The sequence below is a fragment of the Hydrogenophaga sp. genome (genome assembly GCF_030158645.1).
In the GTDB taxonomy this organism is placed as follows: Bacteria; Pseudomonadota; Gammaproteobacteria; order Burkholderiales; family Burkholderiaceae_C; genus Hydrogenophaga.
This window is the reverse complement of record NZ_JAOASO010000023.1, coordinates 1-13050: the sequence shown is the minus strand read 5'-3', so window position 1 is coordinate 13050 and position 13050 is coordinate 1. Positions and strand designations below refer to the sequence as shown.

11 protein-coding genes are annotated in these 13050 nt (G+C 59.4%); 5 read left to right on the top strand and 6 right to left on the bottom strand.

Going from position 1 to position 13050, the window contains the following annotated elements:
* Window positions 1-17 precede the first annotated feature (17 nt).
* Window positions 18-1196 carry an LPD7 domain-containing protein gene (locus Q1W68_RS01580; protein ID WP_300659007.1) on the top strand — a complete coding sequence of 393 codons (1179 nt, stop codon included), beginning with the start codon at window positions 18-20 and terminating at the stop codon, window positions 1194-1196.
* Between the two features lie 10 nt (window positions 1197-1206).
* On the top strand, window positions 1207-2550 hold the full coding sequence (locus Q1W68_RS01575) for a DUF1173 domain-containing protein (RefSeq protein WP_300659005.1): 1344 nt from the start codon (window positions 1207-1209) through the stop codon (window positions 2548-2550).
* 218 nt (window positions 2551-2768) lie between these two features.
* On the opposite strand, the gene Q1W68_RS01570 is transcribed toward Q1W68_RS01575, so the two are convergent.
* The 6 genes from Q1W68_RS01570 to Q1W68_RS01545 form a co-directional block, all read right to left on the bottom strand.
* On the bottom strand, window positions 2769-3887 hold the full coding sequence (locus tag Q1W68_RS01570) for a hypothetical protein (protein WP_300659003.1): 1119 nt from the start codon (window positions 3885-3887) through the stop codon (window positions 2769-2771).
* Complete coding sequence (locus tag Q1W68_RS01565) at window positions 3887-4525, bottom strand: hypothetical protein (RefSeq protein WP_300659001.1); 639 nt, start codon at window positions 4523-4525, stop codon at window positions 3887-3889. Before Q1W68_RS01565 ends, Q1W68_RS01570 begins: the two co-directional genes overlap by 1 nt.
* A 228-nt stretch (window positions 4526-4753) precedes the next feature.
* The gene (locus tag Q1W68_RS01560) at window positions 4754-6031 is read right to left on the bottom strand and encodes a DUF2235 domain-containing protein (RefSeq protein ID WP_300658999.1); all 1278 of its coding nucleotides are present in this window, start codon (window positions 6029-6031) and stop codon (window positions 4754-4756) included.
* Window positions 6032-6051: 20 nt separating this feature from the next.
* Entirely contained in the window at window positions 6052-6465 is a 414-nt protein-coding gene (locus Q1W68_RS01555) for a hypothetical protein (RefSeq protein ID WP_300715482.1), read from the bottom strand.
* On the bottom strand, window positions 6462-7391 hold the full coding sequence (locus tag Q1W68_RS01550; RefSeq protein ID WP_300658995.1) for a zinc dependent phospholipase C family protein: 930 nt from the start codon (window positions 7389-7391) through the stop codon (window positions 6462-6464). The genes Q1W68_RS01555 and Q1W68_RS01550 overlap by 4 nt, the downstream gene beginning before the upstream one ends.
* A 61-nt stretch (window positions 7392-7452) precedes the next feature.
* Window positions 7453-7764 (bottom strand): hypothetical protein, encoded by a 312-nt coding sequence (locus Q1W68_RS01545; protein WP_300658994.1) that lies wholly within the window; start codon window positions 7762-7764, stop codon window positions 7453-7455.
* Between the two features lie 110 nt (window positions 7765-7874).
* On the opposite strand from Q1W68_RS01545, the gene Q1W68_RS01540 reads away from it, so the two are divergent.
* The 3 genes from Q1W68_RS01540 (at window position 7875) to Q1W68_RS01530 (ending at window position 12871) form a co-directional block, all read left to right on the top strand.
* Window positions 7875-8819 (top strand): WYL domain-containing protein, encoded by a 945-nt coding sequence (locus tag Q1W68_RS01540; RefSeq protein WP_300658993.1) that lies wholly within the window; start codon window positions 7875-7877, stop codon window positions 8817-8819.
* Window positions 8820-9197: 378 nt separating this feature from the next.
* On the top strand, window positions 9198-11615 hold the full coding sequence (locus Q1W68_RS01535; RefSeq protein ID WP_300715481.1) for an N-6 DNA methylase: 2418 nt from the start codon (window positions 9198-9200) through the stop codon (window positions 11613-11615).
* The gene (locus Q1W68_RS01530; RefSeq protein ID WP_300658990.1) at window positions 11606-12871 is read left to right on the top strand and encodes a restriction endonuclease subunit S; all 1266 of its coding nucleotides are present in this window, start codon (window positions 11606-11608) and stop codon (window positions 12869-12871) included. The genes Q1W68_RS01535 and Q1W68_RS01530 overlap by 10 nt, the downstream gene beginning before the upstream one ends.
* Window positions 12872-13050 lie beyond the last annotated feature (179 nt).

The window sequence follows — 13050 nt, the reverse complement described above, 5'->3', positions numbered from 1 at the left end:
AACCGAGCGAGGTTTCCATGGATGCCAACAACCCCCCCAGCCGCCGCGCGACCCGTGCGACCCCGGTCAACACTCCGCCGCAAGGCGGGACTGTCGAGCCCGCCAACCGCACCACGGTCGCCATTGAGCGTTTTCAGACGCCAGCAGAGCCACCGGCTGAACGCTTCGAGTTGCGGGATCCATTTGCCGACGTGACCTACCGCAGCGACCGTTTTACCGACATGGTGGCCAAGGCCGACCGCCTTGGCGCGAGCCGCTTCGTGGCCCTGGATGCACAAGGCCAGCGATCGTGGGTGCAAAAGGTGGATGGCCAATGGCTGCGCGACACTCCGCGTTCGCCGCAACGCGCGGCCACGCCCGAGCGACCGGTAAAGGCCGCACCGGACAGGGATCGGTCGGTACCCGCCAGCAACGTCATCCCGTTGGCGACGACACCGACAACCCAGCCACCACCTCGGTCGACCGACGTCGCCGACGCACAAGCCCTGGCCAAGATGGATGCCCAGGCAGAACGTGCAGCCCTCGTGGCACGGCTGGAAGCTGCGCTGATCGACCGCTACCTGATCAAACGTGCGCCCGTCACTGTGGGCGACTTGACCATTGGCCTGACCGAATACCGGTTTCGGGGAGACACCTCCCGCGTGGCCTTCACCGAGTCCACGTTCCGCCTGGCCACCGACACCAACAGCCCGTCGGTCGCGCGCTCCATGGTCGATGTGGCCGAGGCGCGTAACTGGCATTCGCTTCGTATCTCGGGCAACGAAGACTTCAAGCGCCTGGTCTGGTTGGAGGCCGCTGCACGTGGCGTCAAAACGCTGGGCTACGAGCCCATCCCAGCCGATCTGGAGCGCCTCAAGGTCGAACGCGAGTTGCGCCAGGTCAACCGCATTGAACCGGCCCGGGATGCCATCACGGGCAAGGAGACGGCAAGCACTGCGACCCCCACTGGCCGTGGCAGCGGCGGACGCAAGGCGGTGCTGGCTGCCATCGATGCCATCCTGCTGGCCAAACGGGTGCCCGAGAAACAGCGCATGGCGATCATGGCGGTCGCCACAGAGAAACTCGCCCAACGCATGCGCGACGGTCAGATGCCCAAGGTCAAGGTCTACGACACGAACGCCCCCTCCCGGCGCCCCGCAGTGATCACGCCTCGGGAAACGCAACGCACCCGCGAACGGGCGGCACCTGTTCGTTGAGGATGCTGCTGTGCGTGCCCCGGAACACGCTCTCGAACCATCGGAGCCGCAAGTCGCTTACGAGATCGGCGGCCAGCGCTGGAACAAGGGCACGACAGGTTTTGAAGAGGCCGTCGCGCAAGCCCACGAACAGCACCTGCGCCCCCGCTGCCTGTGCCAGCGAGACACTCAGGGCCAAGGCATCGAGATGTATGTGGCCCGTCTGCTGGACGGCTACATCGTCAAACGCATGCCGAACACTGGCAGCCAACACGCCACCGCCTGCCCCTCCTACGAGCCACCGGCAGATCTCTCCGGTCTGGGGCAACTTCTCGGAACGGCCATTCTCGAAAATCCGTCCACCGGCACAACAACGCTGAAGCTGGACTTCCCGATGACCAAGATGCCGGGGCGCTCGGCACCACCGCCGGCAAGCAGCACCGCCAGCAGCGCCTCGTCCCAAGGCAACAAGCTGACCCTGCGCAGCCTGTTGCACTACCTGTGGGACCAGGCCGAACTGACGCGATGGCAACCCAGCTTCACTGGCAAAAGATCCTGGGCCACCGTGCGCCGCCACCTGCTGCGCGCCGCCGAGAACAAGGTCGTCGGCGGCCATCCGCTCTTGGCCAGCCTCTACATCCCGGAGGTGTTTTCGGTTGAAAACAAGGACGCCATCACCGCGCGCCGCCTGCAGCAGTGGACGCGCTCAAGACCAACATCGGGGTCTCCCCAGCCATTGATGCTCATGATCGTCGAGGTCAAAGAGATCGTCCCGGCCCGTTATGGCCACAAGGCAGTCATCAAACATGTTCCCGACCAACCGTTCGGGCTCGATGACCAGCTGTACCGCCGGCTCGCCCGGTGTTTTGAGCAGGAGTTGGCGCTTTGGAGCGCGGTAGAAAACCTGCACATGTTGATGATTGCGACTTTCAGAATGACTGATGCAGGCCTGCCCAACATCGTGGAGCTGTCACTGATGCCAGCCACCGCGCAGTGGCACCTCATCGAGGATCATTTCGACCGCCAACTCCTTGAAAAGCTTGTGGGAGAGGGCCGCTCTTTCATCAAATGTCTTCGGTACAACGCGCCGACATCCAAGGTGGGGGTCAGTGCCAGCCTCACCGACTGTGGTGCCTCGCCGCATTTCTTGATCATTGAACGGCAATCCTTCAACAAAGATGAGAGCGCTGGGGATCTTGAACGATTGATCACCAGTGAGGGTCAGCGCCCGTGGGTATGGAACGCGCTCGTTGAGCCACTACCGAAGATTCCTGTCAAAGGTCGAAGCTACATCGAGCCTCTGCTATTCAAACCAGCGTCGGGGGATCAATTGAATTGGGGCTCACGATCGACCATGCAGACATCCAGAACCTAATGCTGTAGGTCCGTCGTGCAGCGACAGCGGTCCTTAGTGCCGTGGGCCCGGATGACCGGCAGCTGCTGCTCCCTGCCCACAACGACCTACGTGTGACTCTGTTCTGATTGAACGATCGCAAGGACGACGAAGCTCTCGCGATCGCTCATTGGATGCCATCGGTCTTGATCTGAAAGATGCGCTGGTACCCGCCGGAGGCGGCGGTAGCTAGGTGTGCATCAAGCGGCGAGCGCACTGATCGTCTGCCGCTTCTCGCTCATAAGTTGGTTCGACAGATAACTTGGCGCGTGCTCAGCGTGAACTGCGCTCAGGAGTTCGTCCATATCGCGCGATAACTCATTCAAGCCTTGCAGCTTCTCGGCAGTGTCAAAGATCAGCCGGCTGCCATCGGGCACATATAAGGTCTGGGCCATGGCGTGACTGCAAGCAAGTACGTCCAAGTGACGCTGCGTCTCGGCGAGGATCGAAAGTTCATAGTAGCGGCCGTGCCTCAGTGCATCCAGGTCCGCGTGGTACATGACTGAAGCGATGTCGAAGCTGGGCAAGGTTACCTTACGGTCAGAGTCCGCCTTGACGTTCTTGCACAGGCGAATCGCCTTGCGCAGTCCGCCGCCGCTTAGGTCGCACCGCGCTCCTATGAGTTCAATGTGACGAAATGGCTGGTTCTCGATCGTCGTCATCGCTCTTTTGTCCAGGATCTTGGTGCCGCGATCCGATGCTCTACCCGTCGCTTGATACTGGACAGTATCAGACCAGTGGGCAGGGACGACGTCCACATCACGGGCCAGCGACCCGCCTGAGATCTTCACTGCCTTCGCGCCCGCCTTGTCCACCTTGGCCGCTGGAAAGGCTTCTTCCAGCCTGACCTCTACACGGCTGCGCAATTCGATAAGGACACCCAGCGAGTTGCGCCTTGCAGGGTTCGTATAGTCGCCGCGCAGCGCCTTGATACCGTTCGGGTGGTATGAGAATAGCTCGTTGGACAGTGTCAGCAGATCGACATCGCTGACCCCCTTGATATGTACGTCAAGCGGCACCGATCCTTGCAGCTTGAACTCAGCGTCAATACCGTCCTTCGCAAGGCGCTCCTTCAATTGGTTGGCTACTCGATCGGCGGTGTCCTTGCTCACTCGTGTGTAGGTGTCGCTGACGGCCTGCATGGATCCCAGCGCATAGCGCGTATTGGGCTGGTCACCCGTGCCGCGTGACTCCCACAGCTCAATTGGCGGGGCCGACCTAAAGATAGATCCGAGCGTTGCGCTGTCCATGGCAGTGCCGCGCGAGCCGTCACGTCGGATGCGCAGTTGCTGCAGTCGCTGATTGATATCACGGGCCATCATTTCCTCCGGGTCCAGGTCATCTTGCCAAACGTCGCACGCCCCACACCATTGAAGTACTCGGCGGAGGCGTATGCGAGATCTTTGGAGAACGTCACGCTGCAGGTGCCGACGTGCGAGCGCAACTCGGGCTCGCCAATCTTGGGATCGTTCCGATACTGATAGAGAAGCAACCAGCCATCGACGTTGTCATGGGTCAGCGCGGCTGCCATGCTGTTGGAGCCAGACTGCGAGGTCTTGAGCCGCACGCGGAGTCTGTCCCAGCATTGAACGATCGCCACCTCTGCCGTCCACGCATAGACGACTTTGCCATCACGGTCCAAGCTCTCGCCCTTGCAGTCCCAGGTGCCCGCGAGGTTGGGCACCTTTAGCATGAGTGACAGTGGGCGCCATTTCCACGCATGGTTGTTAAGTACCCAGAAGAGCAGCGTGTACACCGCGCCCGCACCGGCAAGTGACAACACAATGGGTGGCAAATTGACGTGCAAGCCCATCGAACTGGCGAAGTTCTGAGCTTGAAGCAGCACAAAGACAAGCCCCGCTGATATTGAACTGGACAAAATGGCCAGATAGCGGCCGATGCTGGCGCGATTGATTCCGCCCAGCACGGCGTATTCATGATCGTTAGTTGAGGTCAAGCTTCATTTCCGAATCGTAGTTGTTGGCGCGTGCGACTTCCCTCGCTCGCTCAGGCAGTTTGCTCAGCCATCCACGCCTTGCTCTTGAAGAATACCAACCGCAACTTCATGAGCAATCAAATTTGTAGGACGGTAAGGAGCTCTTCGACCGTACTGCAGTACGCCGTTCATATGGCGTATGCGGACGGCGACTGACGGGTGCAAAGGTGCTTGGGCTTTAAGGTCGCGTTATTGACGTGCCCAGACTGGGCGCAGCCGGTCCGGTATCCACGAGGGGTACGAGTTCCGCATGCTTTCGATTTCGCAGTGCTGCATGCCCGTAGGGTCAGGGAAGAGGTGCAGCCGTGATCTGTCGACCCGTAGCGCATGTGGCAGGCTGGTTGCCTCCTCGAGCATCCACTCAAGGGATACATCAGAAAGGCGAGATTCGTCCTCTGGATAGCTCCCCCCAATGTCAGAGTGGTTGCCCGCAAACCATATCTGGCGCAGCCATTCTGGTTCGCCTTTTCGATCTGGCCAGTCCTTTGGCGACCCCCATGGCACCCGCTGAAAGTCCCTTCGATCCTCGTCGATGGCAATGGCGTGCCTGGCATACCGGACGTTTGGATTCAAGTTGTTGTCGTAGAAGCGGAAACGCCACGCAGCAAGGTGCCAACTGAAGTTTCCTTTGTTCGGAAAATCCTTGATCGTTTTCAGGCTGACCTTGAAAGATAAAGCAAGGATGATTGCTCCGATTGCGAGACACAAAGCAAAAAGGGTCCGCCAGTAGCTTCCGAATGGCAGCACCGCGTTAACGACCCCGGTCACGATGGCGGTCATGAGAGCGACGAAGCCAACAAGCAGAAGCAACATCCCAAGTCTTCGCAGGCCAGATGCCCCCAGAGAAGCTACCGTGTCGAAAACACCAATGAAGTACGGCGCGGCGTTTGGCGCACCAGACTCGTCCTCACAACGGTACTTCTGCCGAAAACGCCGGGCCTTCTCCAAACGTTCCGCTTTTCGCTCGGGCAAGTCGCTTCCGGAGCCATGCTCATACACCTCTTGAACGGCCTCGTCTGCGATCTTTCTCAGATCTCTTCCCAGGCGTGGAAGAGGACCTCCGTCTGCAGCCCGCGTGGGCACGCCGCAAAGGGCCATCACGCCACCAACACACCTGGCTGTGTACGCTCCACGACTGAACCCGAACAGGAAAACTCGGTCGCCCGGCTCGTGGTGTTTGAGGATTGCTTCATAGCAGTCCGCGATGTTTCGGCTGATGCCAGTGCCGGTCACGCTGCTCCACATCTTTCGAAACCACTGAACCGACCTGAATGGAATACTTCCACCATCGTTGTCAGTGCCAAGCCCTGCGTCGTAGAACGCCACTTGTTCCTTGGGATCAATTGGGCTCTCTGGTCCAATGCGTGACGCACGAAACAGCTTGTAGATGTTGCTGAGATTTTGGTCAGGCCTCAGCCCTCCAGCCTGCCCGGTCCCGTCGGAGAAGATGACGATGTTCTTTGACACTTGGAACTCCCTGCCCTTTTTTATTGACCGCAAACTCGATTCAAATCAAGAACGGGTTCGCAGGTTCGCGTTGCCGCCATGTTCCATCGATGCAGGTCCATTTTTGCTGTGCACCCGGCATCCTCAAGCAAGGCCTTGCCAGTGACGCGTTCACAGACAAGCACGGCCGAGTTTTCACCTTGCCGAATCACGCGGACGGTCTGACCTGCGAAGTTCTTCAGTAGCGCTGGATCTTGTGAAGTTGCCATCTCCAAAACCTGGTCGTCTGTGACGTTGGGTGCGAGTGCGCCGTATCGAACAGTTGCGTCGACCGCGGCAGATATCTTGGTGAGCGCTGACGCGAGGTAGTTCATCTCCCGCTCGTCTGTCTGGGTTGCACAGCTCAGCAGGGTGAGTGCCGCAAACAGCGCGGCTGCTTTTCGCACCAGCATCATTTTGAGTTCCCCCAAAAGACAAGTTGTCCAGTCGAAACGCTTCGTCCTGTGTCGAGGTTCCAGTCTTCAAGTCGGTCCAGTTCGGGTGAATTTCCGAGGATCAACGCATCATCGAGTCCTTTCCAAATGGCGAGGACGTTGTCGCGCGCTTTGGCGTAGATTTCGTCGAAGCTCTTGGGCCCTTCGGGCGTGGCCAGATCCTCGAGGTACTGTTTGTCAACGTCGCGCTCCGGTGGGTAGGTCAGGCCAGCGTTCGCCGTGACATGCCGGGAGAAAGGAAACAGGTGATTGGCCTTCGAGAGCGACGTCACAATGCCTTTGAAGCCTGAATGCCAGGCGCTCGGTGTTGGGGGCTCTTTTGCGAACCTGTCTGGGTAGGTGTCTTTCAGCATCGAAAGCCAGACTTGCTCTACCGCCTTGTGGAGACGATCTTCATCCTGCCCATCGCAGCATGCCGCGATTCCCGTACTCAGATGTTCCGTGAGGTTGGTCGCCCCAGCGTTCATCACTCGAGGAAATATGTATGCGTCCTGATGCATCTCGCACCGTCGATGTGCGGCTTCGTTTCCTTTGTAAGGACCGACTTTCAGTTCGACCACGGGATGGATCGTCATGTCAGTCGTTATGTGCGCAGCAAACCCGAACAACCAAGCAGTCGCCTGTGGTTGAAGGTCAGGCGGCAGCTTGTGAACAGCACTGACCGCGGCACGCACAAGCCTTGCCGTGCTCGTGTAATGCATCAAGTCTGCCCAAACCGTTTGCCGCCGATCCAGGCAGAGGTATGGGTAGTCCGGACTCACGGCACCAAGCTCAACGTACTTCAGGTGAAGCCCGAGGGACTTCAGCGTACTGCTGCGCAGGCCAGCCCTTGCCGCCAAAGGGCGTGCGTCATTGGCGATCGCAAGATGGGTGTAGGCGCCGGACATGAGCGTTCTTTCTCAGGGTTAAGTTGGTCGTGATTTGTTTCGGGTGGAGCTGCTGCGCGGTCTAGCGGCTCATGCGGTCGAGTTCTGTGCCCAATCGAATGGCACTCAGTCCTGTGACGGCCAAGATCAACACGACGGCAAAGCCGATCAACCCCTCAGGTATGAACCATGTGACACCTGCGCCGTAGGCTTCCGCAAGACTTTGCACTGGTGGAGTCTGGGAAATGCGTCCTGTGACAGACATCACCGATTTCATGACTTGGCCGATCAGCCCCAACAGCGCCAGATAGGCAGCCGCCTTCATCAGCGTCCTGCCGCACGAAACAAGCAGGCGTGGGCGAGATAAAAAGAAGGTCATGGTGGATTCGTACATGGGATAGATCTCGGATGAAGTTCGTAATGACGATGTTATATCATCAAAATGATCATGCCAAGGCATGGTGGTGATCTGACCACGACTCCCCCAGATGTATGATGCGCGGCATGTCAGAACGCCAAGCAATCGATGTCGCGCTCCGCCTGGAGGGCATGTCACGCGCGCAGCAAGACCGGCTTTCGTACATCGATTTCGCCGCGTACTTTCTGGGCAAGCTGCGGCGTTCGGATGTGACGGAGCGATTTGGCACCGGACCCGCTGCAGCCACACGAGACATCGCCTTGTATCGGGAGCTCGCTCCTGCAAACCTGGACTTCGACGGGATTGGCAAGGTCTACAAGCCCAGTGCCGAATTTGTCCCACTCTTTGAGCACGCGCCCCAAAGGGTTTTGACAGCTCTCTCACAAGGCTTTGGCGATGGTGGAGCTGACCATCCCATGAGCATGCTTCCCTGCGAATACCCCATCCCACTGAGCTTGCCGGCGATGTCCGTTCTAGCGCCGGTTACGCGCGCGATCAACCTGAGAAAGCCTTTGCGCCTCACCTACTACTCGGTCACCAGTGGTGGCGGTGTGCGCGAGATCGTTCCCCTTGCCTTGGTGAATAGCGGCGCGCGATGGCACGTACGCGCATTCGATCGCAAGCGGAAGAAGTTTCTAGACTTTGTTCCCACGCGCATGGAGAACCCTGTTGTCTTGGCGGACAGTCAGGTGACGCGGGAGGAGACCGCTGAATTCGATGCCCAGTGGAGTCGGATCATGGAACTTGATTTGGTGGTTCACCCCGACCACAAAATGCCTGACGTTGTGGTCAGAGACTATCGAATGATAGACGGCGTGTTGAGGGCAACAGTTCGTGCTGCGCTGGCTGGATACATGCTTAGGTTGTGGGCGGTGGATTGTTCGCCAGACCATAGTGAGCCTTGGAATGAACACGCGCTCTGGCTTAAAGATCCGCTCTCGCTGTATGGGTCAGACAGCGCAAAGCTGGCACCTGGTTATGTACATCCCGTTACCGAAGATTCCCCCCAAGTACGCGCGCGTCGGAGCTAGAAAATACTGAAAAATTGCGAAGCCATGAGATACAACCTATGGGCGCAATTGTGCGAAACGGTCGAAGCTTTATTAACGGGCTCCTAGACAACGAAGCGCCCGATCAGCCCTTGGTTGCAGTCAGTCTGCTGGACTGTGGCGATGCTCCACGGCCCCTGCTCATCGTCCCCGACCATGGCCATGACGATCCCTTACCGCCCGATTTCATGGCGCAGACCACCCCTGATAACACGTCCCTCTGGCGGTGGAACACCACAGAATGTGAAATGCCCGCCCTGTCGTACCACAGCACAGGCAACCGGCCATCCCGCTGCCGTAACATTCCTCCGGTTAACCCAGTTTTTTCAGGTGCCCAAAGGCACCTTTTTTGTGTTCTCCATGGCCATCAAGAAATCCGAGCTGTATTCCTCCCTCTGGGCCTCGTGCGACGAGCTGCGCGGGGGCATGGACGCCAGTCAGTACAAGGACTACGTGCTGGTCCTGCTGTTCATCAAATACATCAGCGACAAATTTGCGGGCCAGCCCTTCGCCGCAATCCAGATTCCCGCTGGCGCCAGCTTTGCAGACATGGTGGCCCTCAAGGGTAAGTCCGACATTGGCGACCAGATCAACAAGCACATCCTGCAGCCGCTTGAGAAAGCCAACAAGATCCGTCTCAAGGCCGACTTCAACGACACCGCTCTGCTCGGCCAGGGCAAGGAAATGGTCGAGAAGCTGGGCAACCTGATCGCCATCTTTGAAAACCCGGCGCTCGATTTTTCCAAGAACCGGGCCGATGGTGACGACATCCTGGGTGACGCGTACGAATTCCTCATGCGCCACTTCGCCACCGAGAGCGGCAAGAGCAAAGGCCAGTTCTACACACCCGCCGAAGTCAGCCGTATCCTGGCGCAGGTCATTGGTATCCACCAGGCCAAGACCACGCCCGACACCACCGTGTACGACCCGACCTGCGGGTCCGGATCGCTGCTCTTGAAAGTGGCCGACGCCGCGCCCACCCCGGTCACGCTGTACGGGCAAGAAATGGACGAAGCCACCAGCGGCCTGGCGCAGATGAACATGGTGCTGCACAACAACGCCAGCGCCCTCATCACCCAGGGCAACACCCTGGCCAACCCCAAGCACCTCGACGGCGCTGCGCTCAAGACCTTCGACTACGTGGTCGCGAACCCGCCGTTTTCAGACAAGCGCTGGAGCACCGGCCTCACGCCCGACAACGACAAGTTTGAGCGCTTCAAGGGCTTTGGCATCCCGCCCACCAAACAGGGCGACTACGCCTACCTGCTGCACATCATCCGCTCGCTCAAGCCCCAGGGCAAAGCCGCCTGCATCCTGCCGCATGGCGTGCTGTTCCGGGGCAATGCCGAAGCCGAGATCCGCAAGAACCTCGTTCGCCGTGGGCTCATCCAAGGCATCATCGGCCTGCCGGCCAACCTGTTCTTTGGCACCGGCATCCCGGCCTGCATCGTCGTCATCGACAAGCAGGACGCGCAGGCCCGGCGCGGCATCTTCATGGTGGACGGCAGCGCCGCCTTCATGAAAGACGGCCCCAAGAACCGCCTGCGCGAGCAAGACATCCACCGCATCGTGGACGCCTACAGCAAGCAGGACGGCAGCGACCCCACCTACGCGCGCCTCGTGCCCCTGGCCGAGATCGAAAAGAACGACTTCAACCTCAACCTGCCGCGCTACCTGCAAAACCGCCAGACCGAAGACCAGCAAGACATTGAAGGCCACCTGCGCGGCGGCATTCCCCAGGCCGATGTGGACGCGCTGCAGGCCTACTGGGCCACCTGCCCGCAGCTGCGCGCGGCCCTCTTCGCGCCGCTGCGCCCCGGCTACCTGGCTCTGGCGGTGGACAAAGCCGCCATCCAGACCAGCATCTACCAGCACCCCGAGTTCGTGGCCTACACCCAGCGCATGGCCGCGCACTTTGACGCCTGGCGCAGCCGCGCCAGCCAGCGCCTGAGAAAGCTCAAGCCTGGCTTCAAACCCAAGGCTTTGATCGTGGAGCTGGCCGAAGACCTGCTGGCCCATTACCAGGGCCAACCGCTGCTCAACGCCTACGACGTGTACCAGCGCCTCATGGACCTGTGGGCTAGCACCTGGCAAGACGACGCCTACCTGCTGGCGGCCGACGGCTGGAAGGCCGCCACCTACCGCGTGATCGAAACCAAGAAGGGCAAGGACGGAAAACCCGGCAAGCAGGTGGACAAGGGCTGGGCCTGCGATCTGGTGTCCAAGGCCACGCTGGTGGCGCGGTACTACGCCAAAGAGCAGGCGCTCATGAACGAGATGAGCGCTCAGCTCGACGCCATGGCCGCCCAGCTCGCCGAGCTGGAAGAAGAACACGGCGGCGACGAAGGCGCCTTTGCCGAGCTGGACAAGGTGAACAAGGCCCAGGTGAGCGCACGGCTGAAAGAGATTCAGCGCGACGCCGACGCGCAAGACGAAGCCGGCGTGCTCCGGCAGTGGCTGCAGCTCAGCGAGCAAGAAGCCCAGCTCAAGAAAACCCTCAAGGAGCTGGACGCTCACGTGGACAAACTGGCCCACGACCACTACCCGCGCCTGAGCGAAGCCGAGATCCAGACCTTGGTAGTGGATGAAAAATGGCTCGCAGCGCTGGACACCTCCATGCACGCCGAACTGAACCGCATCACCCAGAGCCTGACGCAGCGGGTGAAAGAGCTGGCTGACCGCTACGACCTTCCCCTGCCTGCCGTGTCGAAACGGGCCGACGAACTGCAGGCTCGGGTGGACGAGCATCTGGCCCGGATGGGGTTCGCATGGAACTGAACGAGCCAAATGCGAAGTACCTGGTGCAGGCTGGCTATAAGCAGACAGAAGGTGGTGTGATCCCCGTGGACTGGAACTACCAGCAACTCACGGATGTTGCTCGCCTTGAAAGCGGACACACGCCGAGCCGTCGGCAGCCCTCCTATTGGGGTGGAAACATTCCTTGGATTTCACTCCACGACACGGGCTCACTGAACGACCTGGAGATACTTGCGACCCAACAATACATCTCGCAAGCTGGGCTGAAGAACTCATCGGCCCGTTTGCTACCGAAGGGCACTGTTGTTCTTTCGCGGACCGCCACGGTAGGGAAAGCGACATCGATGGGTAGGGAAATGGCCACGAGTCAGGACTTTGCAAACTATGTTTGTGGTCCGGCTGTTGACAGTCATTTCCTTGTGTACCTGTTCAGGTACATGGCTCCTGAATGGCGCAAGCTCATGGCCGGCAGTATTCACAACACTGTCTACATGCCCACCTTCAAGTCGCTGCGCGTCGTTCTACCGCCCAAGCGGGAACAAGAGTCTATTGCTCAGGCGCTCCAAGATGCCGACGCTCTGATCGAATCGCTGGAGCAACTGCTGGCCAAGAAGCGCCAAATCAAGCAAGGCGCGATGCAGGAACTGCTCACCGGCCAGCGACGTTTGCCGGGATTCCAAGCTGAGTGGTGTACCGTGTCTTTGGGAGAAATAGGTACGTTTTTGAAGGGTTCAGGCATCACGCGAGAACAGGCACAAAGTGGCGCCATTCCTTGCGTTCGCTACGGTGAGATTTACACGACCCACACAGACCACGTTCGGTCTTTCGAGTCTGGAATTTCTCCAGCTGTCGCTGCAACAGCTACACCTTTGCGACAAGGGGACATTCTGTTCGCCGGGTCTGGCGAAACGAAAGAAGACATCGGCAAGTGCGTCGCGTTTCTGGATGACTTTGAGGCCTATGCCGGCAGCGATATCGTGATCTTGCGGCCAAGGGCTTCCGATTCGCGATTTCTTGGCTACGCGCTCAATGCCGCTGAAGTCAACCGGCAAAAGGCCAGCAAAGGTCAAGGGGACGCGGTTGTTCACATCAGCGCAGCCGCCTTGGCTCAAATATCTGTGCGAGCTCCCGAGATCGCAGAGCAAACCGCCATCGCCACCATCCTGTCCGACATGGACACTGAGATCTCTGCCCTCGAAGTCCGCCTGACCAAAGCCCGCCAGCTCAAACAAGGCATGGCCCAGGCCCTGCTGACCGGGCGCATCCGGCTGGTGTGACGCTGCAGGGCACTCTTTTATTGACTTTTATTTCGATTTCGATAAATTATCAAAGTCAACATAAAATGAGATAAACATGATCGCCTACCCCCGCACCGCCCTGGCCGACGAGCTGGTGCACCAGCTCCAGGGCAAGACCGCCTTTGGCGACGCCCAGAACGGCCTGTTTCTGGCCGCGC

Coding starts and splice junctions, on each gene's coding strand:
- Q1W68_RS01580 (WP_300659007.1), top strand. CDS start 18: ATGGATGCCAACAACCCCCCCAGCCGCCGCGCGACCCGTGCGACCCCG.
- Q1W68_RS01570 (WP_300659003.1), bottom strand. CDS start 3,887: ATGGCCCGTGATATCAATCAGCGACTGCAGCAACTGCGCATCCGACGT.
- Q1W68_RS01555 (WP_300715482.1), bottom strand. CDS start 6,465: ATGATGCTGGTGCGAAAAGCAGCCGCGCTGTTTGCGGCACTCACCCTG.
- Q1W68_RS01550 (WP_300658995.1), bottom strand. CDS start 7,391: ATGTCCGGCGCCTACACCCATCTTGCGATCGCCAATGACGCACGCCCT.
- Q1W68_RS01545 (WP_300658994.1), bottom strand. CDS start 7,764: ATGTACGAATCCACCATGACCTTCTTTTTATCTCGCCCACGCCTGCTT.
- Q1W68_RS01540 (WP_300658993.1), top strand. CDS start 7,875: ATGTCAGAACGCCAAGCAATCGATGTCGCGCTCCGCCTGGAGGGCATG.
- Q1W68_RS01535 (WP_300715481.1), top strand. CDS start 9,198: ATGGCCATCAAGAAATCCGAGCTGTATTCCTCCCTCTGGGCCTCGTGC.
- Q1W68_RS01530 (WP_300658990.1), top strand. CDS start 11,606: ATGGAACTGAACGAGCCAAATGCGAAGTACCTGGTGCAGGCTGGCTAT.